This is a genomic window from Streptomyces sp. NPDC101160, from assembly GCF_044768205.1.
Taxonomy (GTDB): domain Bacteria; phylum Actinomycetota; class Actinomycetes; order Streptomycetales; family Streptomycetaceae; genus Streptomyces.
The window spans coordinates 99,561-124,234 of record NZ_JBIWPJ010000003.1 but is presented as its reverse complement, the minus strand read 5'-3'; the positions used below and the strand labels follow the sequence as shown (position 1 = coordinate 124,234).

Sequence of the window (24,674 nt, the reverse complement as noted above, 5' to 3'; positions counted from 1 at the left end):
CTCTTGGGGAACGCGTCGAGGGGCCCGGGTGCCGTACTGGCACCCGGGCCCCGAAGGAACTACTACACCACCTGCCGGCCCTGATACTGCGCCGGCCTTCTGTGTCCGCAGACCCGACCTGGCTGCTGCCGGGGGTGCGGGGATCGCGGTTGCGTGACCGGAGACCACCTCACTAACGATGTCCTGCGGTACCCGGGCTCAAGGCTTGCGCCCGGGCGATCCTGATGGCGCGGGTTCCTCCGTTCTTTCCTCTGGATCCATCACTGCTGGTGTTGCGTACTGCTGGTGTTGCGTACTGCTGGTGGCCTCTGGCAGCGCCACCCCGGCCGGTAACCGGCCCCGTCGCCGATCCTGCTCTGACAACGGAACCCCTGCCGAACCTCCCGGCGCGCGCGCCCGCAGCCGACGCCTTCACCGGGTACTGCTCATTCGACTTCACTGCTGGGTACTGCGAACTGCACCTACGGGTACCGCATCTGCCATGACAGCGGTCCCGTGCCGGCGGCCCCTGATCACTGCGGGCCGCCCGGTCCGGTGGCCAGTCCCGTCGCCGTCCTGCAACCAACCTGGCTTCGAAACTCCGCCACCGGACCGTCCTGCAACTGCGGGTACTGCAGTCCTACTGCCCGGCAGTTCACCTCTGCCGAGCTTTCGATCTCTTCGGCTACGAGAGAAACCATAGCCAGACCGCAGAGCAATGTCTACTCCAGCCGATATAGATTTCTGATTGCGTGAGGGTGAGGTAATCGATCTCGGACAGCGTCGCCCGAAGGAGCAGGACGGCTATCGCCAGGTTGTCCGCCACCAGGGCAGGTACAGGCACGGGGCGGTAAGAGACGAAGATCAAGAGATCGAGGTGGCCCCGATGGACACGATGAGCGTCAACGTCGCAGCCGCCCGTTCCACCGGCTCCATCGCCGACGCCCGCGACCGGACCCGGCCTTCCTCGACGGCCTACTCCCCCGGCCGGAGCCGAGGCCGCCCACACGGCCGCCCTGGTCGCCTCGGAACTCTTCACCAACGCCCTGCGCCACACCCGCGGCACCTGCACCCTGGAACTGACCGCCCACCCGGACAGCACCGAGGTAACCGCCCGCGACCCCAGCCCCCAGGTACCGTGCATGCGCACCCCTGACCTGATCGGCGGCACAGGAGGCTTCGGCTGGCCCATGGTCAACCGCCTCGCCCGCGCAACCCACGTCACCGCCGCCCCCGCCGGCGGCGGCGGCAAAACCGTACGTGCCCTCCTCCCCCGATAAGCCCCGCCACCACACCTTCGCCAAGCCAGCACCACGGACCTGTGCACCCGGCACCGGCCACCCTCGCGTCGCACGCTTTTATGCGCACCGAGCGGTCCTCGGTGCGGGCCTTGCGGTACGGGACGGTCCCAGACGCGGGTGCCACCAACGCGGCATCGGTGCCCTCCATAACCCGCAGCGCCTTCGGTCGACCTGCAGATGACTGCGAGGTCCGGGCACCCCTCAGACAGGGCTCGATGGCTTGCAGGTGCGGGAGTCGGGACTCGGCTCACGCGTCCCCACACGCGGATCTCCCAGCGGATCCGCAGGCGGCGGAACCAGTGCAGGTGGGCGAAGGCGCGCTCGACAACCCAGCGTTGGGTCGCGCAGGCGTTCCAGCCGCACCAGAACAACAAGCCCGGTGGCCCGCTGGCCGACGCCGGCGCCGTGGGCGGCGAGCAGGAGGCCGAGTCCGCGCTGTTCGCCAAAGCCGTGGGCCGCTACAAGAACCCCTCCAGCCACCGCACCGTCGACTTCGACGACCCGATCGAGGCGGTCCAGATCATCCAGTTCGCCGACCTGCCGCTGCGCCAGGTCGACCGGGCCCGGGCCAGGAACAGTTGACGAGAAGCCCCGCCACCAGCATCGTCACGCGGGCCCGGATGCTCTTCAGCGCCGGCAGGAATGGCGGTGAGTGCCGCATTGCCCGAGAGCTCACGCCACTGACTCGCTGATGTCGATCCGACGAAATCACCTCGGGCCCGCATCGTGTCCTGAGGGCCTGCCTCCTGCACGTCAGGGAGAGGCCTCGCCGATTCGGGCGACGAGAACCGGACGGACAGCTTGAGATGCAGGCGCACGCATGAGGCCCGGATCCACAGGATCCGGGCCTCATGTCACTTCAGTAGCGGGGACAGGATTTGAACCTGCGACCTCTGGGTTATGAGCCCAGCGAGCTACCGAGCTGCTCCACCCCGCGTCGGAAAGGCCAACTGTACGCCACCCGCGGTACTGCCCAAGACCAGGTCGCTTGGTCTGCTCAGCCGTCCGTACATCCTGGACCCGTGAGAGCAGGTCACGAAGCCCAGCGCGAGATGTTCGAGGACCCGCCGGTCTTCTCCTCCTGCGAGCAGCACGCCCGGTCCACCGGTTTCCCTCGCCGCCCTGCGCCGGTCTGACCGTCGAACCACCTTGTGGCCGTAGGCCATCTTCTTCCGCCGCTCACACTCGGAGGCGGTTAGGGAGATCGGGCATGCGGAAGCCAGAGGCAACGCGGAGAGCCGTTTACGAGAAGTGGATGACGACAGGGTGCGAGAAGCGCACCCTTCCTGCGGCGTGCGCCCTGCACGGTGGTTCCGGTCAGTCGGTGGCCGTCAGTGCCTCGCGTGCGGTGGTGAGGATCTTCTCGGAGAGCGGGGAGCCTTTGGTGGCCCGGGACAGGACGAGGGCGCCGAGCATGGTGCACAGCCGGGCGATGCCGTCCTGGTCCTTGGTGGCGAGGAAGTCGGCGAAGTCGCCCACTCCCTGGGTGTAGACGCGGCGGGCCTCGCTCTCTCCGCCGTCACGGGCCATGTCGGTGGCGAGTGCGGCGGCGGGGCACCCGTCTGCCGCGCTGTCGCGGTGCTCGGCGGAGAGGTAGGCGTCGATCAGCGCCCGCTGGGCGGCGTCGCGCTGCCCGGCGTACTGATCGAGCCCGTCCTTGTGGTGCTGGGCGAGTTCGGCGAACGCGTGGGCGGTGGCTTCGTCGATGAGTGCCTCCTTGGAGGCGAACTGCTTGTAGAAGCCGCCGTGGGTCATACCGGCCGCCTTCATGAGGTCGGCGACGCTGACGTGGGTCCCCTGTTCCCTGAACAGGCGGGAGGCGGTTTCAACGACCCGTCGGCGGTTCTCCTCCGCCTGCGCCTGCGATACGCGGCCCATCGGCCACCTCCCGATTGGATGTCGACTGGCATCTATCTTAGACCAGTGCTTAGATTGTAGTCGTAATCTAATTGGTGTGGGTCGCTTGACGGCGGCCGTGGCGCTGGGAGTGGGCATGGAACTGAAGGACGCGGTAGCAGTGGTCACCGGCGCCAATCGGGGGCTCGGGCGACATCTGGCCGCCCAGCTCGTGGAGCGCGGGGCCAAGGTGTACGCGGCGGCCCGCCGCCCCGAAACGGTGGACCTCCCGGGTGTCGTCCCGCTGCGGCTCGACGTGACGGACGCGGAGTCGATCCGGGCCGCGGCTCGCACCGCCTCCGACGTGACGCTGCTGGTCAACAACGCGGGCATCTCCACCGGAACGCCCCTGATGACGGGCAGCCCGGACATGGTGCGTTTGGAGATGGAGGTGAACTTCTTCGGCCCGCTCGCCGTGACGCGGGCTTTTGCTCCGGTCATCGAGTCCAACGGCGGCGGCGCCGTGCTCAACGTGCTGTCGGTCCTGTCCTGGCTGCACCCGGCCGAGCTCGGCGCCTACGCCGCGGCGAAGGCCGCGGCATGGGCGCTGACCGGCGCGGTCCGGGAGGAGCTGGCGCCCCGGGACATCACCGTCTCGGCGCTGCACGTCGGCTACATGGACACCGACATGGCCGCCGGCGTTCCCGCCCAACAGAAGACCGCCCCCGCCGAGGTCGCCGCCCAAGCCCTGGCCGGCATCGAGCGGGGACTGCCCGAGATCCTCGCCGACGAGACCACCCGGCACGTGAAGCGGAGCCTGGCCGCATCACCGAACGCAGCGTGAGGCGCGCCCGCCGCATCGGCGTGGGGCGTCATGAACCAGCAGTGAACACCTGAAAATACCTCGCATCGGGGCAGTCCGGGCGAACGGAGATCCCGTCCCTGTGCGGACGAGGCAGGGAGACAGCGATGAAGGCCTACCTGATCGAGAAGTACGGCGACCAGTCCGCGGTGCGCGCCGCCGAGATGCCCGATCCGGAGCCGGGCGCCCACGACGTGCTGATCAAGATCCACGCGGCGAGCGTCAACCCGCTGGACTTCAAGATCCGCGACGGCGACTTCAAGCTGATCCTCCCGTACCGCCTCCCTCTCGTGCTGGGCAACGACCTCGCCGGAGTGGTGGTCCAGGTCGGCTCGGCCGTCACCCGGTTCGCGGTGGGTGACGAGGTCTACGCCCGGCCCGACAAGGACCGCATCGGCACCTTCGCCGAATTCATCGCCGTCCACCAGAACGACCTGGCCCACAAGCCGGCCACCCTCACCATGGCGGAGGCCGCCTCCCTTCCCCTGGTGGCCCTCACCTCATGGCAGGCGCTGGTCGAGAGGGCACAGGTCAAGCCGGGCCAGAAAGTCCTGATCCACGCGGGCTCCGGCGGAGTGGGCACCGTCGCCCTCCAACTGGCCAGGCACTTGGGCGCACACGTGGCCACCACCGCGAGCGCGGCCAACGCCGCCCTGGTCAAGGAACTCGGCGCGGACGTCGTCATCGACTACCGCACTGAGGACTTCGAGGAGGTCCTGGACGGCTACGACGTCGTCCTGGACACCCTCGGCGGCAAGACCCTGGAGAAGTCGCTGCGGGTCCTCAAGCCCGGCGGGAAGGTCATCAGCATCGCAGGGCCGCCCGACGCGGACTTCGCCCGCGAGCTGGGCGCGAACCCGGTCCTGCGGCAGGCGATGAACGCGCTGAGTTTCAAGACCCGACGCCACGCCAAGCGCCGGGGCGTGACCTACTCCTTCCTGTTCATGAAGGCCGACGGCGAACAGCTGCGCAAACTCACCCAGCTCGTCGAAGCCGGGAAGATCCGTCCCGTCGTCGACCGTGTCTTCCGCTTCGAGCAGACCCGCGAAGCCATGTCGTACGCCGAGAAGGGCAGCACCAAGGCCGGAAAGGTCGTCATCGCGATGGCGTGAGGGCCGGCACCCGCCCCACCACCGACAGACCCCGGGTGGCGAGAGGATCCCGCCGCCCACCACCCCTCCCTTCCGTACCCAGGAACCGATCATGAGCGCACCGCGCAGTTCCCCCACGCCCGCCCCGTCGTCATACAAGGACGTGCCGACCCGTTCGGTGTCCGTGCGCGGCGTCGACTTCGCCTACCGGCAGCTCGGCCCGGACGGAGACGGCGTACCGCTGATCCTGCTCCACCACCTGACCGCAGTCCTGGACGACTGGGACCCCCGCGTCATCGACGGACTCGCCGCCCGGCGCCGGGTCATCACCTTCGACAACCGCGGAGTCGGCGCGTCAGGCGGTTCCACCCCCGACACCATCGAAGCGATGGCCCGCGACGCGGTGCTGTTCATCCGAACCCTGGGCTTCGAGCACGTCGACCTGCTCGGCCTTTCGATGGGTGGCTTCATCGCCCAGGTCATCGCAGCCGAAGAACCGCAGCTGGTGCGCAAGGTCATCCTCGCGGGCACCGGCCCCGCCGGAGGCCCCGGCATCGACAAGGTCACCGCGCTCACCCTCCGGGACATCCTGAAGGGTTTCCTGACCCGCAAGGACGCCAAGCAGTTCCTCTTCTTCACCGACACCGAACACGGCCGACGCGAAGCACGCGCCTTCCTGCAACGGCTGAAGGAGCGCACGGACCACCGCGACAAAGCCATCTCGCTGACGTCGTTCCGCGCCCAGCTGAAGGCCATCCACCGGTGGGGCCTCCAGCCACCGGCCGACCTGTCCCGCATCCGCCAGCCAGTCCTGGTGGCCAACGGCGAGAGCGACCGGATGGTGCCGAGCGAGAACACCCTCGACCTCGCCGCACGGCTGCCCCGGGGCGAACTCGTCCCCCTCTACCCGGACGCCGGACACGGCGGAATCTTCCAGTTCCACGACGAGTTCGTGGCCAGGGCCCTCGCATTCCTCGAAGCACGGCCCGACACCTGACCGCTGAGGCCACATCCCCCGTCGTTGCCGGGCGCGGCCGGGACAAGGCGGCCCCGGGACGAGCCAGCCCGCCCTCGACCAGACGCCCTCCTGCGCGTCGGCAGTCCCAGCGGCATCCCCGAGAACGCCCTCGACACCGCATGCCGGATCCACCGCGCCACCTGGCCACAAGCACGCCGACGCCCAACCTCGAAGTCAACCCCCGAAGGACTTACGACGTAGACCACTTACTGATCTTTTCGTTACGGGCTGACCCGCGATTGGTTTGTACGCGGGGCGCGACAGTAGATGCACGTCTCGTCGAGCAGCATCCTGGTCGGCGCAGAGTCGATGTACGCGAGCATGGACAGCACCCAAGCCAGGCCGGACGATGCGATGGTGTGATGATGTCGGTCATGACTATCGAATCAGTGGTCGTGCGGCAGCGCGTCGAAGATCTGGACGCGGCTGTGCCCTTCTACGAGAAGCTGACCGGAAGCACCGCATCCCGGTTTGCCTTCGCCGGGGTCACCCTGGCAAGCGTCGGATCCTTCCTACTGTTCAGTGGTCCGGACGAGGCCGCGCAGCGAGTTGCTGGCGTGGCTGCCACCCTGGCGGTCGCAGACCTGGATGCAGCGGTGAAGGAAGCGGTTGCGGCAGGCGCCGAGGTGATGGTTGCTACCTCCCCAACACCGAATGGCCACCGCGCCGTGCTGCGGCACCCGTACGGCGGGGTCTTCGAGTACGTCGGTCCCTGAACCTGCGTATCCGCGATTGATCGCGGGCCGTGACATGACGACGGCCGCGCGGGTTCTTGAGGTGTGAAGATCAAGCAGGCCCGCGCGGCCATGTCGCATCCTGCCTTCTGCGGCGTCACACACCAACACCTCGGCGAGTTGATCGAAGAACTCGCGCCACGCTGGGAAGCTCGCTGCGAGTCCGGACGGCACGAGCGGCGCCAGGGTGTTCGCCGTCGGCAGGCCGGAACAGGACCGAAGTATGAACTGGTCTTCACCGACCGGTTGCTGGCCGCCCTGGTCCATCTGCGCACCGGCCTGTCCCACCAGGCACTGGCTGTGCTCTACGAGGTGGGCTCCTCCACCATCGGCCGCGCGATCAGGGAGATCCGTCCTCTACTCGCCGAGCGCGGGTTCGCGATGCCCGACCGGCCGGGAATCCGGCTGCGGACCCTGGAGGACGTATTCGCCTATGCCGCGGCCGAGAACCTCACGCTGCGGATCGACGGCACCGAGACCCAGGTCCGCCGCCCCAAGGCGCACCGCCCCGGCAGACGGGCCTTTGTCTCCGGCAAGCGCAAGCAGAACACCATCAAGACCACCACGATCAGCGATCACCAAGGCCGCACCCTGTGGTCCGGCGCCGAGCGCCCTGGACGGATGCACGACCAGACTGCCGTGCGCACCGAAGGCATCGCCGAGCAGTTCCGCCACCACCCCACGGTGAAAGCCGAGGTGGACGAGGGCTACCGGGGCCTGGCCGGCGAGTTCCCCCGACCAGATCAGCGCCCCTCCACGGAAGCCGAAGGACATCGACACCGCGCCGCTGACTGAACGGTAGGGATGGCGCGAGATGCGCCGACGTCAGTCCTCTCGCCGGATCTGCGTCGAACATGCCAATGCCGAACACCGGCAGTGGAGCCCATTGCAGCGTTACACCGGCCGTCGCGAGGAGTACGGCCAGACCCACCGGGCCATCGCGGGCCTGGTCTCCGACCGCGCTGCCCAACGGACCACCCGTCACAAGCCGAGCACCGAACTCGTGCTCGTCCGCACGATGGCCTGCTGAATCACCCACCAGCCTAATCCCCAAGCCAGCGCGGCCCAACATCAATCGCGGGTCAGCCCGTTAGTTCGGTGGCTGCGGCGGAGTCGTTGATGGGATCCCGATGCGGTGTCTTTCACGTCTTCGCCTGTCGTTCCTCCTTTGACGCGGCCGCAGTTGTCCGAGGGCCGGCGCGTGCGGGCGGCCGAGTTGTTCGATCAGGGACGCCCGGGCGCCGAGATCGCACGGATGCTGGGAGTCAGCGAGGAGAGCGTGCGGCGGTGGAGACGGGTCTGGGAGAAGGACGGCGCCGATGCCTTGCGCCGGCGCCCGGCCACCGGGCGCCCGCCCAAGCTGGACGGTGCCCAGGTCGAGCAGGTGCGGGCCGCGCTGGAGCAGGGCGCCCAGACACACGGCTTCGAGGCCGATCTGTGGACCCTGGAACGAGGAGGCCTGGTGGTCCAACGAATGACAGGGGTGACGCTGTCGAAGGCCTCGGTGTGGCGACTGCTGACCGGCCGGCTGGGATGGAGCCTGCAACGGCCCGAGCGACGGGCGGTGGAGCGCGACGGTTCGGAGATCGCCCGCTGGATCGCCCACGAGTGGCCGCCCATCAAAAAGGGGCCGTGAACACACGTGCCTGGATCGTCTTCCTCGACGAGTCAGGCGTCTCGCTGCTGCCGCAGGTCCGTCGCACCTACGCGCCCCGCGGCCGCACACCTCTCCTGCGGCACCGGCTGAACCGAAAACGCGCGTCGATGGCCGGGGCCCTGGGATTCCATTCCACGGATCCCGAGCGAGGCCCTCGCCTGTGCTTCCACCTCACACCCGGCAGCTACGACACCGCCGGTCTCATCGAGGCCGCGTTCGCCGCCCTGGGCGACCCGGCGTCGCGGGCCTATTACGACAAGAAGATCGCCCAGGGAAAGCACCACACCCAGGCCCTGCTCTGCCTCGCCCGACGACGGGCCGACGTCCTGTTCGCGATGCTCCGCGACGGAACCTTCTACAAACCCCAACCCGCAGGAGCCAGGTGATGGTCCAGGCGCATCGATCAGTCCTCCTCCGGCCGAAGCCGTCGGCGAGCGGCCTCAAGCCGCTGGGCATAGTCAGGCGCGAACAGCCCAGGAAGTGACTTGTCCAGCGTCCCGGCGATGCGATGGATCGGCGCCCAGACCGCCGCATCGTCGACAACCCGGCTCAGGTCCGTCATCTGCAGCCTCTCTAGCCACTCCGACAACACCAGCGCCTCGTCACTCGTGAGCTTGATCGTGACCTGGCTATCACCCATGCACACCCCTACGGTTCGGCCCCACCCTCGACCACACGAACCTACTGGTCCTCGACCTTGACCAAACAGATAGGGGCCCCCAATCCAACTCCCGCTGAGGAGAATCTGGGGAGAGGTGAGGTCGCCGGCAGCGCGTCATGCCTGTGCATCAGGGCCTTCCTCCACCCGGTTCGCCACTGTCTCTACGGCGCACCGCCTTCGGGACCCATCGCAGAGGGTGACACGGACGGTGCTTCACCCGCTGCCGTCCGCTTCTGGCTGTGACGCGTCGGGCAGCGGCAGTTCGATGCGGAACGTGCAGCCCTGGCCGGGGGCGGTGTCGAGGGTGAGTCGGCCGTCGTGGGCGGTGACGAGGGCGTGGGCGATGGCGAGGCCGAGGCCGGAGCCGCCGGTGGTGCGGGCGCGGGAGTCGTCGGTGCGGTAGAAGCGGTCGAAGACGTGGTCGCGTTCGGCGGGGGTGAGGCCCGGGCCCTCGTCGGCGACTTCGAGGACGGCCCGGTCGGCGACGGTGCCGACGCCGATGCGGATCGGGGTGCCGGGCGGGGTGTGGGTGACGGCGTTGCCGATGAGGTTGGTGACGACCTGGCGCAGCCGGGCCTCGTCGGCGACGGCGGGGGCGGTGGCGGGCCTTCCGCCGCCTGGACCCGTGAGGGTCACGGGGCGGGTCGCGTCCAGGGCTCGTACGTCGTGGAGGGCGTCCGCGGCCAGGGTGCGCAGGTCCATGGGGGCGACGTCGAGATCGAGAGCGGGTTCGCGGGCGGCGACCGCGTCCTCGTCCAGGCGGGCCAGGAGGAACATCTCCTCCACCAGGCGGGTGAGGCGTTCGGACTCGGCGGCGATCCGGGTCATGGTCTGGTCGACGTCCTCGCGGGTGGGCAGGGCGCCCATGCGGTAGAGGTCGGTGTAGCCCTTGATGCCGACGAGCGGGGTGCGGAGTTCGTGGCCGGCGTCGGCGAAGAAGCGCCGGGTGCGCGCCTCGGCTTCCGCGCGGGCCTGGAAGGCGGTGTCGATCCGGTCGAGCATCTGGTTGAGACAGGCGGTCAGGTGGCCCACCTCGGTGTGCGGGGCGGCCAGTTCGGGGACGCGGTGGGAGTAGTCGCCGGCGGTGATCGCCGTCGCGGTCTCCTCGATGCGGGTCAGGGGGCGCAGCCCGGAGCGGACGGCGAACCAGCCGGCGGCAGTAAGGATGGCGAGCAGGGCGGCACCCACGGTCAGGGAGAGGTTGCGGGTCTTGGTGACGGTGCGGTCGACCTCGTCGAGGGAGGTCGCCACGACGACGCTGCCCCGGTCCTCCGCCCTTTCCGGTGGGAAGACCTGGGCGGGCTGGGTGAGTGCGATGACCCGCCACTCGTGGTCGCCGTGCTTCGCGGGCACGGTGAACGGGCGGCCTTCGTGGGCGAGGACGGCCGCACGGTCCAGGGGCGGGAGTTCGGGGCCACCGCCCGGGGGTACGGTGCTCGTCTCGAACTCCCTGGTGGTGGCGCCCTCGTTGTCCAGATACGTCACGGTGGTGTCGCCGAGGACGTTGAGGGCCTGCACGCTCGGCGGGGTGCCGGTGCCTGCGGGCGGGGCGAGGCGGGCGGCGATCTGCCCGGTGAGGACGAGCCGGTCGTCGACGCGGTCCTCGAGGTAGCCGCGCAGGGCCGTGGTGACGATCACGCCGGTGCCGAGGAGACCGACCGCGACCAGTGCGATGGACAGGCACAGCAGGCGGGTGCGGAGGGACAGCCTGCTCGGGCGCCTCTTGGTCGGCCACCACGTCGGTTGCTTCACGGCCGGGGCTCGCGGATCACGTACCCCACGCCTCGGATGGTGTGGATCAGTTTGGGCTCGACCCGGTCGACCTTGCGGCGCAGATAGCTGATGTAGGTGTCGACGATGCTGGGGTCGCCGCCGAAGTCGTACTCCCACACAGCGTCAAGGATCTGGTTCTTCGTCATGGTCCGTTCGGCGTTGGCGACGAGGAAGTGCAGCAGGCGGAACTCGGTCGGTGACAGTCGCACGGTCCGTCCCGCCCGGGTGACGTGGTGGCTGTCGGGTTCCAGTTCAAGGTCGCCGACTGTGATCCGGGCGGGCCGCTCGCCCTGGGTGCGGCGCAGGACGGCGTGGATGCGGGCGATGAGTTCTTCCAGGTCGAAGGGTTTGGTGACGTAGTCGTCGCCACCGAGACGCAGGCCGTGGAGTCTGTCCTGGCGGTCGTCCCGTGCGGTGACGAAGAGGACGGGCACGTCGCCGCCCCGGCCGGGCAGGGGCGAGCGGGGCTTGGCCCTGAGGCGGCGGATCACTTCGAAGCCGTCCATGTCCGGGAGCATCACGTCGAGCAGGACGAGATCCGGCGTGCGAGCCGCGGCGAGGTCGAGGGCCTCCTGACCTGTGGCGGCGGCGTCGACGTCGAAGCCGGCATAGCTCAGTGCGGTGCGCAGCAGTTCCCGGACGGTCGGCTCGTCGTCGACGACGAGCAGGTGGTGCCGGCCGGGGCGACCCACGGAGTGCGGGGTAGGTGCGGATGCCGCCATGGTGTGGATCGCCGCCTTCACGGACTGGGGACTGGGCTGACAGGGGACCTTCTCAGGAGATCACACGGGGCTCACGACACCGTGTCCGACGGGACCCGCCGGGCGGGTCGGGCGGCGGCCGTCCGTCGGTTCGTGTTGCCGGGCCGCTGTGGGGCGATGCCCGAACGCCGGGCGCGTCGACCGTGCAGGCGGCTGCCGGCGTACGAGGCGAGGGCGGCCAGGACGAAGCCGATCAGTGCGGACAGGCCCATCGCTCCGTCCAGTCCCGCGGTCATGCCGCCCATCTCCTTGCCCATGAGACTGATGCCGATCCGTACCGACCCGTGCGCGAGCAGGGGAAGCAGCAGGGCCGAGAGGCCCACCACGATGCCCGTGCGCAGGGCGATCTCCGCGTGGCGGTCGAGCAGTGCCTCGGAGTCCTCGCGCGGGGTACGGGCCGGGGTGCGGGCGGCGGCCACGTACCCGGCGATCACCAGCAGGAGGAGCAGGAGAACCATGGCGAGCAGCCACAGCGGCACTCCGACGCCCGACCAACCGCCGAGGTCGACGGACTTGTCCGAGCCCGCCGCGTCGCCCTGAGCACCCATGCCGCCGAGCATCCCGAGCATCCCGCCGCCTTCGGGCTGCACTCGTTCCATGCCCGCCTGCCAGGAGGTGCCGAGGCCGGCGGTGAGCAGGACGGCGATCAGGTTGGGCCCCAGGAGGAGCAGCAGCCCCGCCGCCTTGGCCGCCTGGTCCCGGCCGGTCAGGGCCGCGACCCCGGCCAGGAGCGCGAGGACCAGCGTGGAACAGCACAGCACGGCTCCGATCCCGGTCAGGGTGGAGGTGACGGCGTTCCACTTCAGGCGCAGGTGGCTGAGGGCGACCGGGCGCGGCAGGGTCGTACGACGGGCCACGAGGCAGCCGAGGGCGAGGACGGCACCGACCCACAGCAGGCCGAAGAAGACGGTCGCCGGGGTGTCGGCGTCGAACATCACTGACGACAGGCCCTTGGTAAGGCCTCCGCCCCCGCCGCCTCCGAACCGACTGAACGCCCCGGACGAGGCGCCCTTGCCGAAGCGCTCCGTCACGCTCTCCGGCAGCCGGGCCGTGCCCTGGGCCATGCCGGCAAGTATCGGGAGGACCACGACCGAGGTCACCAGCGCACCGCCGCACCGGGCCCACAGCAGCGCCGGGGTGGGCCGCTGCCGTCGGCGCAGGGGCCGGAAGAAGCCGATCGCCAGGACGGCCGTGCCGAGGAACGTCAGCATCAGGGGCGTCATCGCCGCCTCACCGGCCAGGCCGAGGCTCAGGCCTCCACCGCCGCCGCCCAGTCCCCCGAGCAGCCCGCCGAGACCGCCGCCCAGCCCTCCGCCGAGTCCGCCGCCGTCGGCGGACTCGGCGGAGGGCGCCGACTCCAAGGTGACGCCGCCGCCCACGGCCATGCTCACCATCGTCGGCACCAGGCGGGAGACGGGGGCGATCGCTCCGGCGCCGAGGACTGTGAGCGCCGCCCATGCGGCAGCTGTCATCGCCAAAACGGCGGTCGCGACAGAGAGGGCTCCTTCAAGAGCGTGGCGCCAGGGCGAGCCGGGGGGACGGGGGGACGGCGGGGCAGAGGACATGGGGCAGGCTCCTGTGTACGACATGACGGGGTACGGGAGAGAGGTACGGGGCAGCGGGAGGGGGTCGCCGCCCCGTGGACTCGGGCGCGGGACCGGGGCTCACGGGACCCGGTCACGGGCACGGGCTCAGTTGCCGGTGCCGGTTCCCGCGGATTCGGCGACCCTGTCGGGACCTTGGGACGGCGTCTCCGCGGTGCCGGTCGTGGCGTCACTCTGGTCCCGCTCAAGCCGCTCGCCCTCGACGTCCAGGTCGGGCACGAGCCGGTCCAGCCAGCGGGGCAGCCGCCATGCACGCCGGCCGAGCAGAGCCAGGACCGCCGGGACGATCGCCATGCGGACGACGAAGGCGTCGAAGAGGACGGCGGCGGCGAGACCGAAGCCGATGGTCTTGAGCATCTGTTCGTCGCTGCCCATGAAGGACGCGAACACCGAGATCATGATCACGGCCGCCGCGGTCACCACGCGTGCGCTGTGCTCGAATCCGCTGACCACGGACTCCTTCGGCGACTGCCCGTGGACGTATGCCTCGCGCATGCGGGTCACGAGGAACACCTCGTAGTCCATGGCGAGTCCGAAGACGACGCCCACCATGAAGATCGGCATCATCGACATCACCGGTCCCGGTACCGCGACGCCGAACAGCGAGGACAGCCAGCCCCACTGGAACACCGCGACGACCGCGCCGAGGCCGGCGAGGACGGAGAGCAGGAAGCCGAGGGCTGCCTTGAGCGGGACGAGGAGGGAGCGGAAGACGGCGATGAGCAGCAGGAACGCCAGGCCGACCACGAGTCCCAGGTAAGGGAGCAGCGCGTCGGACAGTTTCTGCGAGACGTCCACGTTCATCGCGGTCGATCCGGCGACCAGGACGTGGGCGTCGCTGTCGTTCGCGAGTGCCGGGTCGCGCAGCGCGTGCACGAGGTCGGCCGTCTCGGTGCTCGACGGCGCGGTCGCCGGGATGACGTTGAGGACGGCGGTGTCGCCGGACTTGCTCAGCCTCGGCTGTCCGACGGCGGCGACGTCCTTCCTGTCGCGGATGTCCTCGGCCACGCTTTGTGCGGTGGCCTTGGCGCTGCCGCCTCCCTCCGCCTGGACGACGACGGTGAGCGGGCCGTTGTAGCCGGGGCCGAAGCCGTCGGCGAGCAGATCGTACGCGCGGCGCTGCGTCGTCGAGGCGGGCTTGCTCTCGTCGCCCGGCAGGCCCATCTGCAGTGACGCCGCCGGCACGGCGATCGCGCCGAGCAGGGCGATGCCGCCCAGGAGGACGGCGACCGGTCGCCGGACGACGAACCGGGCCCAGCGCACACCCATGGCGGGCTTCGGGCTGTCGTCCCCGCCGCGGCGCCGCTTGGCGCGGGGCGGGCCGATCTTGCGGCCGCAGATCCCGAGCAGCGCGGGGATCAGCGTGACGGCGATGAGCACCGCGATGACGACCGTGCCGGCCGCGGCCAGGCCCATCTGCGTGAGCAGCGGAATGCCGACCACCGCCAACCCGGCGAGGGCGATGACCACGGTCAGGCCCGCGAACACGACCGCCGATCCGGCGGTGCCGACCGCGTGCCCGGCCGCCTCCTCACGGCTGCGGCCGCGGGCGAGCTCGGCGCGGTAGCGGGAGACGACGAACAGGGCGTAGTCGATGCCGACCGCGAGGCCGATCATGGTGGCGAGACCGCTCGTGGTCGATCCGAGCCCGAGCGGTTCGGCGAGCACCTTGATGGCCAGTCCGCCGATGCCCACGCCGAGGACGGCGGTGAGCAGCGGAAGCCCGGCGGCGAGCAGTGAGCCGAAGGTGATGACGAGCACCACGGCGGCCACCGCCAGGCCCAGGGCCTCGGAGGAATGACCGCCGGCGACCGCGTTGACGGCGTTGCCGCCGACCTCGACCTGCAGTTCCGTCGAGCCCGCCTTTTCCACCGTCTCCTGCAGCGCGGTGCGCGAGCCCTCCTCCAGCTTCGAGGCGGGCACCTCGTAGGAGACCTGGGCGTAGGCGGTGGAGCCGTCAGCGCTCACCGACCGGGTGGCGTACGGGTCGGTGACCCGCGTGACCTGCGGGTCACCGCCGAGTTCCCGGACCGTCTCCTGGACGGCCTTCTTCGCCTCCGGGTCGGTGATCTTGCCGTCCTCCGCCCGGAACACGACCCGGGCCGTCGCGCCGTCGGCGTTCAGCTCGGGGAAGTTCTTGTCCAGGAGGTCGTAGGCCTGCTGCGCCTCCGTGCCGGGCATCGAGAAGTCGTTGGGCGGCGGGGCGGGGGCCCTCCCGGCCATCACCCCCGTTCCCACGAGCAGTACCACCCACAGCAACGCGACCAGCCAGCGCCTCCGGAAGGAGAACCGGCCCAGCCGGGAAAGGAATGTGGCCACAGCGAACGCTCCACGTCGGTCGAGGCGTATCGGAACAGGTTGTGACGCTGTCAGCCCGCCCTGATCACCTCCGGAGAGATTCTGGGAACTTCCTGAGAGATCCGGGCGCCACAGCAGGGGCCGACGCCCGGATCCACGGCAGGACCGCTGTCACCGCGGCCTGATTCACAGGAAGTTCACCGAGTCGATTCGAGGTGGGTCCCGATCCGCAGGAACGCCTGGACGAGCGGGGCGACCGGCACGTCCGGGGAGATGACCTGCGAGCCGAAGTGGACGGCGACGAGGTCGAGGCCGGGTGAGACGAAGAGCCGCTGGCCGTGGATGCCGCTGGCCAGGTAGGAGCCGTACGGGTCGTTCGGGATCCACCACAGGTCGTGGTACGAGAGCGTGGCCGGCGAGTCGGGCGGTGCGGCGGGGAACCGTACGCGCCGGGGATAGCCGTCGGGGACGCCACTGGTGATCGTCGTCGCCACTTCCTCGGGTACGACCTGCCGGTCGCCGACCGCCCCGCCGCAGCGGAGCATCTCGCCGAGCCGGGCGACGTCGCGTGCCGTGGCGCTGAAGCCGCCGCACGCCGCCTCGGCGCCGTCGCCGTCGAGGATGTAGTAGGCGTCCTCCTCGGCGCCGATCTTCGACCAGATCATCTCGCTGAGCAGCGCGGAGGTGGTGAGGCCGGTGACCCGGCGCAGGACCTCGGCCAGCGTCTCGACGTTGCCGTTCTCGTAGCGGAACTCGGTGCCCGGGCGGCCGGTGGCGCGGGCGGTCAGGAGGTGTTCGCGGATGGTCGTGGGGCCGTTGTAGCCGTAGGGCCGCAGCTGCGGGGCGATGACGGCGAAGTACCGCTGTGCCTCGATCGCCTTGTCGAAGGGCCGGCCGGCGTAGCTGACCTGGGTGCCCATGTGCAGCAGGTCCTCGATCGTGGCGTCGCCGAACGCCGTACCGGCGAGTTCGGGAACGTGGGCCGATGCCGTAGCCGATCGGTCCAGCTGGCCCTGGTGCGCCAGGGTCGCCGCCATCAGGCCGATGTACGACTTGGCCGCCGAGGCGTTGAAGTGCGGCGTGTGCGCCTCGGTGCCGTGCCGGTACGTCTCGTGGACGACGGCGCCGCGGTGCATCACGAGGAACGCGTCCGTCTGGGCCGCCGCGAACAGGTCCTCCAGCTTGAACGTGGAGCCGCCGAGCTCGATGTCGAGTGCGTCGAGATCGGCGGGCCGCTCGGGCAGGGGCCGGGCGGGCTCAGAGCCGCGCCACACGCGGCGGCTGGGGGTGAGCTCGCGGCCCGCGGACGTGAAGCGGCGGATCCAGGCGGGGTCCGTGTAGCCGCGGGTCCACGAGAGATCACCGAGTCGGATCAGGTCGGTCATGTGCGTACTCCGTACAGCAGAGGTCTTGAACAAGTACGCCGTTAACGTACAACCTGTTCAGCAGCAGGCGACAGACCTCGACGTCGATCGCCGTACGCCTGCCATGCGCGTTTCCGCGTGAACCGTCGACCGCCCCACCGGATCGGCCCGTTCGCACCGCCTCCGCGCCCTTCCCCGCCGAGCCGCAGGAGTTCCCCATGGCCGAACCGCCCCCGTCCGCACCGCCCCGCGAGCCCGCCGGAGCACCACCGCAGCCTGAGTTCGACCGGCGGCGGGCCTGGCTGATCGCCGCGCTGATCGTGACGTTCATGCTCATCAACTACGCGGACAAGGCCGTCCTGGGACTCGCGGCCGTGCCGATCATGGACGAGCTGGGCATCAGCAACAGCTCGTACGGGTTGATCTCCAGCTCGTTCGCGGTGCTGTTCAGCCTGTCCGGGCTGATCGTCGGCTTCGTCTCCGCACGGGTCTCCAGCAGGCTTCTGCTCTTCGCGATGGCCGCCCTGTGGGCGGTGGCCCAGCTGCCGGTGCTGTTCGTGGCGTCGGTGCCGGCCCTGATCGCGGGGCGCATGCTGCTCGGCGCAGCCGAAGGGCCGGCAGCGTCGATGTCGATGCACGCCCTGTACAAGTGGTTCCCGGAGGACCGGCGCGGCCTTCCCTCAGCCCTGCAGATCAGCGGTGCCGCGCTGGGCATGCTGATCGCGGCGCCGGTCCTGACGTGGCTGATCACCGGATTCGGCTGGCGCTCCGCGTTCGCGGCACTCGCGGCGGCCAGCCTGGCCTGGAGCCTGGTGTGGTGGCGGCAGGGGCACGACGGCCCGTACGGCGAGGAACACACCCGCGGTGGACGCCCGCCCGCCGGCACCGCGCACGCGTATCCCGTCGGACAGCGACTGCCGTACCGGCGTCTGCTGCTGAACGGCACGGTGCTCGGGAGCATCGCCAGTGCCTTCGGCGCCTCGTGGGCGATGGCGCTGAGCCACGCCTGGCTGCCCGTCTACCTGCGTACGCAGCTCGACATGACGCCCGGCGCGGCGGCCACGCTGATCAGCGTCGTCTCCGCGTTCAGCCTCGTCCTGCTGCTGTCGGTGCCCCCGCTCCTCGATCTCCTGCACCGGCGCGGCCTCTCGCGCCGGTGGTCGAGCGGCGCCCCGCAGGGCATCGCCGTCACGGTCGCGGCGCTGGCCATGGCCGCCTTCCCGTTCGTCGGCGGCGCGAGCCGGCTGGTGCTGCTCGCCCTGGCGTTCGGCGGTCACGCCATCGTCTTCCCCCTGCACTACATGACGGCCTCCGCCGTGACGCCTCCGCAGCAGCGGGGGGCGGTCTTCGGCATCGTCGCGGCGATGGGCACCCTGCCCGGGGTGATCGCCCCGTACCTGACCGGGCATCTCCTGGACTCCGCTTCCTCGCAGAGCGCCGGCTACACCCAGTCGTTTCTTCTGTCCGCCGTCGTCATGGCGACCTGCGGGCTCGTGGCGCTGGTCGCCCTCCGGCCGGAGCATGACGCACGGCGACTGACTGGGACCGCCGCAGCTGATCCCGTGCGATGAGGTAAGCGGTCAGATCGGCGGGCGACCGCACGCCGCCCGCCGTACGGCTCAGGCCGGCTGTTCGAAGCCGCTGGCCCAGTACCGCCCGTGCAGCGCCAGGTCGAGGAGCATGCGCACGACCTCCTCGGCGGGCAGGGACGGCGATTCCTGCTCGACCCACCAGCGCAGCACTGCGATCTGCTCGCCCACCCACACCCGGGCGAGCAGATCGGGGTCGATGCGCGGCTGGACGGCGTTGCGTTCCGCACGGGCACGGAACTCGTCCGCGGTCGCCTTCGCGCAGGCGTCCGTGAACATCTGCAGCGGTTTGCCGTCGCCGTCGCCGCGCAGCACGATCCGGTACAGGTCGCGCTCCTCGCGCGCGTGCCGCAGCATCTCCAGGACCGGCTTGCCCGTGAAGCCGATCGCACTGTCCGCCACGGCGGGGGCGAGCCGCTCGCCGAGCTCCTCCAGGAGGTCGGCCGTCACCCGGGCGAACAGGTCCTCCTTGTCCCGGAAGTGGGCGTAGAAGGTGGCGCGCGCCACGTCCGCCCGCTCGGTGATGTCCTCCACGGTCAGCGCGGTGAAGCCGCGCTCCAGGACCAGCTCGACCAGGGCAGCCCCCAGGGCGCGGCGTGACCGTCTCGTCCTTCTGTCCTCGGCCATCGGGCCCCTCCTCGATCGTCGCTCCGCGTGCGTGCCCAGTCTAAGGACTCTTGACACCTCACACGTTACTGAACAAGCTGTATGTAACTGAACGATGAATTCAGTTTCTCTGCGGGGTCGGCCGCCACGCCACCCCGGCGTTCCCACCTTCCGCTCGGAAGCAGGTCACTTGATGAACCTCGGCACCTACCTGTCACGCAGCGCCCGCTACTGGCCCCAGGCCCCCGCCCTCGTGTGCGGCGACCGCTCCTGGAACTTCTCCGAACTCGACGGCGCGACCGACCGCCTGGCCTCCGCCCTGGCCGCCCGGGGACTGCGCCCCGGCGACGCCGTCGCCTCACTCGCGTGGAACCGCGGCGAGCTCGTGGAGGTCGAATTCGCCCTGTACAAGGCCGGTCTGACGCGCGCCCCGATCAACGCCCGGCTCGGGCGCGGCGAGATCGAGCACATCCTGCGCTACGCCCCCGTACGGGCCCTGGTCTTCGACGCGGCGCACCGCGAGGACGCGCTTGCCGCGATCGCCGCCGCCGGCACCGACTGTCTGCCCGTCCCGATCGATGCCCCGCACGAGGCCGCTCCGGGTGAGGTGTCCTACGAAGCGCTGCTCGCCGAGGGCGACGAGGCACGGTTCCTTGTCGAGGTCGACGAGTCGGAGCCGTGCGTCCTGAACTTCACCTCCGGCTCCACCGGGGCCCTGAAGGCGGCGGTCCAGACGGTCGGCAACCGCCTCGCGAACATGCGCAAGCTGCTGATGGCCGACGAGTCCCGGCCCCGCCCCGGGACCCGCTACCTGGCCTGCGGGCCCATCACCCACGCCACCGGAATGGGCCTGCTGGCCGGCGTGTTCGGCGGCTCCACCACGTACGTTCTGCCCACCTGGAGCCCGCAGAGCTTCCTGGAGACCGTGGAGAAGGAGCGCATCACCACCACCTTCCTGGTGCCGGCCATGGTGAACATGGTCCTCGCCCACCCGGAGGCCGGACGGTACGACCTCTCCTCCCTGACGAGTGTGCGGATCGGCGGCGCGCCCATCTCGCCGCAGCGCCTGCGCGACGCGGTCGCGTTCTTCGGTCCCGTCGTCGCCCAGGGCTACGGCCTCGGCGAGACCACCAGCGTGGTCGCGGGACTGAGCTCCGAGGAGATCGCCCACGCGGTCAAGGAGGACGACGAACTGCTCCAGTCGTGCGGGCGGCCCACGTACGACACCGAGATACGGGTCGTGGACGAGGCGGGCCGCGAGCTCGCCCCGCGCGAGGTCGGCGAGGTCATCGTGCGCGGTCCCGACTGCGTACGGGAGTACTGGAAGGAACCGGAGCTGTCGGCCGAGACGTTCCGCGACGGCTGGGTGCACACCGGTGACCTGGCGTGGATGCGGGAGGACGGCTACCTGTTCCTGGTCGACCGCAAGAAGGACATGATCATCTCGGGCGGCTTCAACATCTACTGCACCGAGGTCGAGGCCGCCCTGTACGAGCATCCGGCCGTCCAGGAGGCGTGCGTCGTCGGCGTGCCCGACGAGCAGTGGGGCGAGGCCGTCAAGGCCGTCGTCGTTCTCCATCCCCAGGCGACTGCCACGTCCGACGAGTTGATCGCCTTCTGCGCGGACCGCCTCGACCGCCTCAAGAAGCCCCGCTCCGTCGACTTCGTGACCGAACTCCCCCACAACCGCAACGGCAAGCTCGACCGCAAGGCCGTCCGCGAACCGTACTGGGCGAACGCAGCCCGCCGCGTCAACTGACCCACCGCACCACGGAGTCCCTGATGACCTTCTCCCTCCTTCCCACCTACGACGACCCGCGCACCGCCGAACTCGTCGACCGCCTGCGCGACTACCTCGGAGGCGAGCTCGCCGACTACGAACGCGAGCGCGGCATCACGCCCGCCAGCCGCCTCACCCGCGCCGACCTCGAACCGGTCTGGCGCCGCAGCCGCGAACTCGGCTTCTACGGGATCCACCTGCCCGAGGAGTACGGCGGTCAGAACCTCACGTACACCCAGCTCGCCGCCCTGAAGGAGGAGGTGGGCGCGAGCGGGCGCGTCCTGTCCCACAGCGTCCTGGGTGACATGGGCGGACCGCTCCGCGCGGGCGACATCCTCAAGCACGCCACCGAGCACCAGCTGAAGACGTACCTGCTGCCGCTGATCCGCGGCGAGCGGGCCTGCTGCTTCTCCCTCACCGAGACCGACGCCGGCTCCGACGTCCGCTCCATGCGCACCGTCGCCGTCCGCGACGACGAGCGGGACGGCTACCGCCTCACCGGACACAAGGTGTTCTCCTCGGCCGGCCCCTTCGCCGACTTCGCGATCGTGGTCGCCCGCATGGCGGGTACCGGTGAGGAGGAGGGCGACAAGCCGCTGTTCTCCGCGTTCCTCGTCGACCTCGACAGCCCCGGCTGCCGTGTCGAGGACGGGGCGACCCCGATGTCCGGCGAGCACATCGAGAGCGACATCGTCCTGGACGACTGCTTCGTCCCCGCCGCCAACCTCCTCGGCGAGGAGGGCAAGGGCATGCGCATCGCGCTCGGCCGGGTGACCACCAACCGCCTCCTGCACTGCCCCACCGTGCTCGGCGCCACCCGCCGCGCCGTCAAACTGACATTGGACCGCACCCGGACCCGGCAGGTCGCCGGTCAGCCACTGCTCATGCTCCAGGCCATCCAGCACAAGGTCGCCGACATGGCCACCGAGCTGTACGCCGCGCGCTCCATGACGTACAACGCGCTGGCGGCGCTGGACGAGGGCCGTGAGGTCCACGCCGAGGCGTTCATGTGCAAGCTGTTCGTCGCCGAGTCCGCCTTCCGCATCCTCGACGAGGCCGTGCAGATCCACGGCAAGGAAGGGCTCACGCAGGGCAACGAGATCGAGTACCTGTTCCGCAAGATCCGCATGTTCCGTGTCCTCACCGGCACCTCCGAGATCCAGCGCAACAGCATCGCCAAGCTCCTGGCCTTCAACCACTGATCCACACCGTCCAGAAGGCGTCCTCCACCATGACCGCCGCATCCCCGCCCTGGTCGGCCCTCACGGGCAAGCGCGTCCTCGACCTCCCGACTCCTGCCCGGCCCGTACGCGACGTCGATGCTGGCCGACCTCGGCGCGGACGTCATCAAGGTCGAGGACCCGGCCGGCGGCGACCCACTGCGCTTCGCACCGCCCCTGTTCGAGGCGCTCAACCGCAACAAGCGCTCCGTGGCACTGGACCTGCGCACCGGCCGGGGCCGGGATGCCTTCCTGCGGCTCGCCCGCACCGCCGACGCCGTGGTCGAGAGCTTTCGCCCCGGAGCCATCGACCGTCTCGGCCTCGGCTTCGACACCCTGCACGAGACGAACCCGCGGCTCGTCCTGTGCTCCCTCACCGGCTACGGCCAGACCGGCCCGTACGCCGCGAAGCCCGGCCACGAACTCAACTTCCTCGGCCTCTCCGGCTTCTTCGCCGTCCCCGGCCGCCTCGACGGCAACATCGTCCGGCCAGGCGTCCGCGTCGGCGACCTGGCCGGCGCCCTGCACGCCGCCCTCGCCCTGACCGCAGCCCTGACCGGGGACGGCGAGGGGCAGCACATCGACGTCTCCCTTACCGAGTCGGTCACGGCCTGGTGCTCACTCTTCGCCCTCCCCCTCCTCGGGTTCGAGGACCCCCTGGCCGCGGGACTCGTCCAGGGCGACAACGACGTCTTCACCACGGCCGACGGCCGCCTGCTGTCCCTGGCGACCTTCGAGGACAAGTTCTGGCACGGCTTGAGGTCCGAACTCGCCGTGGAATTCCCCGAACTGGACACGCCCGCCTACGACCGCCGGACCGACCGCACGGCGGCCAAGGAACAGGTCCACGCACTTCTGGTGCGCGTCTTCGCGGCCCGCGACTACGACTGGTGGCACCAGCGCCTCACGGAGATCGACGCCCCCTGGGCTCCGGTCCTCACCCGTCCCACCGACCTCCTGACCGACCCTCACGTCTCCGCCCGCAACCTCTTCTACTCCCAGGAAGGAGGCACTCCCCAGGCTCGCTTCCCCGTCGTCTTCGGAGCCGGCCACGAGACCTTCCGCCGCCCGGCCCCCGCCCTCGGCGAACACACCGAGGACCTCATCGGCGACCTGTCGGCATAGGTTTGCGTCCGTGGCGAGTTCCGCCGGGTCACGGACCGTTGTGACGCCGGTGCAGGACAAGTCCGACGACGGCGAAGGCCACCCCCAGCCCGACACCGGCGAGGGTCCTCGCCACCTCCGGGGAAATCCAGCGCTGCAACAGGTACTCGACGGCGAGCGCCGAAGCGACGAGGGCGAGCTTGGCGAGGGCGAGGGCGTACAGAGGGAGTCTCCCGAAGGCGCCCTCGCCCTTGCCGGATCGAATGCGCCACCTTTGTATGAGGCGCATCGCGCTCATGGCAGCGAGCATGATGCACAGCAGTTGCAGGGCGTGCTGCCACGCCGCACCGGATGCATGCGCCCAACGCCAGCCGAAGTAGAGACCGGCGAGCCAGAAGATCACATGGATTCCGCGATCATGTCGGCGCCGTTGTTCCGAGCGGATCACTCGGGGCGGTCTCCGATGATGGTCACCCGCTCCATGACGCGGGTGCGGGGGTAGTAGTCGCCGTTGGCGTAGTGCTGGGTGGCGCGGTTGTCCCAGAAGGCGATGGTGCCCGGGCGCCAGCGCAGGCGGCACTGGTACTCGGGGTGGCGGGCCTGGTCGAAGAGGAGGTCCAGGAGCTCGCGGCTCTCCGCCGGTGCCAGTCCCTCGATGTGGCTGGTGAAGATCCGGTTGACGTAGATGAGCTTGCGGCCGGACTCGGGAAGGGTCCGAACCACGGGGTGTACCACCGGCGGGTACTTCTGCTGCGCGCGTGCGAGGTCCTCGGCGCTGAGCTGCTTGCCGAACGACTGGCTGAAGTCGTGAACGGCACGCAGCCCGTCCAGCCGCGCCTTGGTCGCGTCGGGCAGGCCGTCGTAGGCGGCGGCCATGTCCGCCCACAGCGTGTCGCCTCCCACCTCGGGCACCTGCACGGCGCGCAGGACGGACCCCATGGGCGGCGCGGTGTCGAAGGAGACGTCGGAGTGCCACACGTTCTCCACGGCCGGGGAGTCGGCACCGCGGGAGAGCCGGACCACCTCGGGCAGGTCGGCCTTGGGCAGGAACGGATGGATCTCCGGGGTGCCCCACCAGCGCGCGAAGTCGAGGTGCTGGTGCGACGTCAGGTGCTGGTCGCGGAAGAAGAGCACCTTCCACTCGAGGAGTGCACGGTGCAGCTCCTGGTGCAGCTCCGGCGTGAGGGGGCGGGTCAGGTCGACGCCGGAGATCTCGGCGCCGATGGTCGGACTGCAGGGAGCGAGCGCGAACAGCTCGTACGGTGCGCTGGGACTGAAGTCCCCGGTGGGGCTGAGTTCGCGGACGGGCACGGCCGATACGCCGTTGTCGAAGACGGGGCGTTCGGTTGCGGACACGGGGTGGCTCATGGCGGTTCCTTCCTGTGACGGATGTGGGCACGGGGCAGGAGACTCCGGGCCGGGGAACGCGGTCCGCG

General features: G+C 70.2%; 21 protein-coding genes, 1 tRNA gene and 3 pseudogenes. 13 read left to right on the top strand and 12 right to left on the bottom strand.

Features of this window, described 5'->3' with window-relative positions; translation table 11 throughout:
- Positions 1–995: 995 nt before the first annotated feature.
- Positions 996–1,259 carry an ATP-binding protein gene (locus ACIRSU_RS10055; RefSeq protein ID WP_403791465.1) on the top strand — a complete coding sequence of 88 codons (264 nt, stop codon included), beginning with the start codon at positions 996–998 and terminating at the stop codon, positions 1,257–1,259.
- A gap of 284 nt (positions 1,260–1,543) precedes the next feature.
- Here ACIRSU_RS10055 and ACIRSU_RS10050 read toward each other — a convergent pair.
- Positions 1,544–1,630: pseudogene (locus tag ACIRSU_RS10050) on the bottom strand (IS5/IS1182 family transposase); the annotation flags it as partial.
- Positions 1,631–1,667: 37 nt separating this feature from the next.
- Here ACIRSU_RS10050 and ACIRSU_RS10045 point away from each other — a divergent pair.
- On the top strand, positions 1,668–1,862 hold the full coding sequence (locus tag ACIRSU_RS10045) for a TIGR02391 family protein (protein ID WP_403791463.1): 195 nt from the start codon (positions 1,668–1,670) through the stop codon (positions 1,860–1,862).
- A gap of 281 nt (positions 1,863–2,143) precedes the next feature.
- On the opposite strand, the gene ACIRSU_RS10040 is transcribed toward ACIRSU_RS10045, so the two are convergent.
- Both ACIRSU_RS10040 and ACIRSU_RS10035 read right to left on the bottom strand, forming a co-directional pair.
- A tRNA-Met gene (locus ACIRSU_RS10040) sits at positions 2,144–2,217 on the bottom strand.
- A 380-nt stretch (positions 2,218–2,597) separates the two neighbouring features.
- Positions 2,598–3,158, bottom strand: a complete 561-nt coding sequence (locus ACIRSU_RS10035) for a TetR/AcrR family transcriptional regulator (RefSeq protein WP_403790452.1) — start codon at positions 3,156–3,158, stop codon at positions 2,598–2,600.
- Positions 3,159–3,273: 115 nt separating this feature from the next.
- On the opposite strand from ACIRSU_RS10035, the gene ACIRSU_RS10030 reads away from it, so the two are divergent.
- The 7 genes and pseudogenes from ACIRSU_RS10030 to ACIRSU_RS10000 form a co-directional block, all read left to right on the top strand.
- Complete coding sequence (locus ACIRSU_RS10030; protein WP_403790450.1) at positions 3,274–3,960, top strand: SDR family oxidoreductase; 687 nt, start codon at positions 3,274–3,276, stop codon at positions 3,958–3,960.
- A gap of 125 nt (positions 3,961–4,085) precedes the next feature.
- Positions 4,086–5,090 carry an NADP-dependent oxidoreductase gene (locus ACIRSU_RS10025; RefSeq protein WP_403790448.1) on the top strand — a complete coding sequence of 335 codons (1,005 nt, stop codon included), beginning with the start codon at positions 4,086–4,088 and terminating at the stop codon, positions 5,088–5,090.
- 91 nt (positions 5,091–5,181) lie between these two features.
- Complete coding sequence (locus ACIRSU_RS10020) at positions 5,182–6,066, top strand: alpha/beta fold hydrolase (RefSeq protein ID WP_403790446.1); 885 nt, start codon at positions 5,182–5,184, stop codon at positions 6,064–6,066.
- Between the two features lie 395 nt (positions 6,067–6,461).
- Positions 6,462–6,803 (top strand): VOC family protein, encoded by a 342-nt coding sequence (locus tag ACIRSU_RS10015; protein ID WP_403790444.1) that lies wholly within the window; start codon positions 6,462–6,464, stop codon positions 6,801–6,803.
- 90 nt (positions 6,804–6,893) lie between these two features.
- Positions 6,894–7,851, top strand: a pseudogene (locus tag ACIRSU_RS10010) (transposase family protein).
- A 138-nt stretch (positions 7,852–7,989) separates the two neighbouring features.
- Positions 7,990–8,457, top strand: coding sequence for a helix-turn-helix domain-containing protein (locus tag ACIRSU_RS10005; RefSeq protein ID WP_403790443.1), 468 nt, complete (start codon positions 7,990–7,992; stop codon positions 8,455–8,457).
- Between the two features lie 221 nt (positions 8,458–8,678).
- A pseudogene (locus ACIRSU_RS10000) lies at positions 8,679–8,864 on the top strand (IS110 family transposase); the annotation flags it as partial.
- 17 nt (positions 8,865–8,881) lie between these two features.
- On the opposite strand, the gene ACIRSU_RS09995 reads toward ACIRSU_RS10000, so the two are convergent.
- From ACIRSU_RS09995 to ACIRSU_RS09970, 6 genes are all read right to left on the bottom strand, one after another.
- A complete protein-coding gene (locus ACIRSU_RS09995) occupies positions 8,882–9,118 on the bottom strand; it encodes a hypothetical protein (protein ID WP_403790441.1) in 237 nt (78 codons plus the stop codon).
- 234 nt (positions 9,119–9,352) lie between these two features.
- The gene (locus ACIRSU_RS09990) at positions 9,353–10,891 is read right to left on the bottom strand and encodes an ATP-binding protein (protein WP_403790439.1); all 1,539 of its coding nucleotides are present in this window, start codon (positions 10,889–10,891) and stop codon (positions 9,353–9,355) included.
- A complete protein-coding gene (locus ACIRSU_RS09985; protein WP_403790437.1) occupies positions 10,888–11,634 on the bottom strand; it encodes a response regulator transcription factor in 747 nt (248 codons plus the stop codon). The genes ACIRSU_RS09990 and ACIRSU_RS09985 overlap by 4 nt, the downstream gene beginning before the upstream one ends.
- 71 nt (positions 11,635–11,705) lie before the next feature.
- The gene (locus ACIRSU_RS09980; RefSeq protein WP_403790435.1) at positions 11,706–13,238 is read right to left on the bottom strand and encodes a streptophobe family protein; all 1,533 of its coding nucleotides are present in this window, start codon (positions 13,236–13,238) and stop codon (positions 11,706–11,708) included.
- Positions 13,239–13,364: 126 nt separating this feature from the next.
- Positions 13,365–15,596, bottom strand: coding sequence for an MMPL family transporter (locus ACIRSU_RS09975; RefSeq protein WP_403790433.1), 2,232 nt, complete (start codon positions 15,594–15,596; stop codon positions 13,365–13,367).
- Positions 15,597–15,772: 176 nt separating this feature from the next.
- Complete coding sequence (locus ACIRSU_RS09970; protein WP_403790431.1) at positions 15,773–16,960, bottom strand: serine hydrolase domain-containing protein; 1,188 nt, start codon at positions 16,958–16,960, stop codon at positions 15,773–15,775.
- Positions 16,961–17,157: 197 nt separating this feature from the next.
- On the opposite strand from ACIRSU_RS09970, the gene ACIRSU_RS09965 reads away from it, so the two are divergent.
- On the top strand, positions 17,158–18,510 hold the full coding sequence (locus ACIRSU_RS09965; protein ID WP_403790429.1) for an MFS transporter: 1,353 nt from the start codon (positions 17,158–17,160) through the stop codon (positions 18,508–18,510).
- Between the two features lie 48 nt (positions 18,511–18,558).
- Here the strand turns inward: ACIRSU_RS09965 and ACIRSU_RS09960 are convergent, their stop codons facing one another.
- Positions 18,559–19,155, bottom strand: coding sequence for a TetR/AcrR family transcriptional regulator (locus ACIRSU_RS09960; RefSeq protein ID WP_403790428.1), 597 nt, complete (start codon positions 19,153–19,155; stop codon positions 18,559–18,561).
- A gap of 172 nt (positions 19,156–19,327) precedes the next feature.
- Between ACIRSU_RS09960 and ACIRSU_RS09955 the strand changes: the two genes are divergently transcribed.
- From ACIRSU_RS09955 to ACIRSU_RS09945, 3 genes are all read left to right on the top strand, one after another.
- Positions 19,328–20,893 (top strand): class I adenylate-forming enzyme family protein, encoded by a 1,566-nt coding sequence (locus ACIRSU_RS09955; protein ID WP_403790426.1) that lies wholly within the window; start codon positions 19,328–19,330, stop codon positions 20,891–20,893.
- Between the two features lie 23 nt (positions 20,894–20,916).
- Positions 20,917–22,116: an acyl-CoA dehydrogenase family protein gene (locus ACIRSU_RS09950; RefSeq protein WP_403790424.1), complete on the top strand. Its 1,200-nt coding sequence runs from the start codon at positions 20,917–20,919 to the stop codon at positions 22,114–22,116.
- 93 nt (positions 22,117–22,209) lie between these two features.
- A complete protein-coding gene (locus ACIRSU_RS09945; RefSeq protein WP_403791461.1) occupies positions 22,210–23,259 on the top strand; it encodes a CaiB/BaiF CoA transferase family protein in 1,050 nt (349 codons plus the stop codon).
- A 28-nt stretch (positions 23,260–23,287) separates the two neighbouring features.
- On the opposite strand, the gene ACIRSU_RS09940 is transcribed toward ACIRSU_RS09945, so the two are convergent.
- Together ACIRSU_RS09940 and ACIRSU_RS09935 are read right to left on the bottom strand one after the other, a co-directional pair.
- Entirely contained in the window at positions 23,288–23,641 is a 354-nt protein-coding gene (locus ACIRSU_RS09940) for a hypothetical protein (protein ID WP_403790423.1), read from the bottom strand.
- A gap of 41 nt (positions 23,642–23,682) precedes the next feature.
- Complete coding sequence (locus ACIRSU_RS09935) at positions 23,683–24,606, bottom strand: TauD/TfdA dioxygenase family protein (protein WP_403790421.1); 924 nt, start codon at positions 24,604–24,606, stop codon at positions 23,683–23,685.
- Positions 24,607–24,674 lie beyond the last annotated feature (68 nt).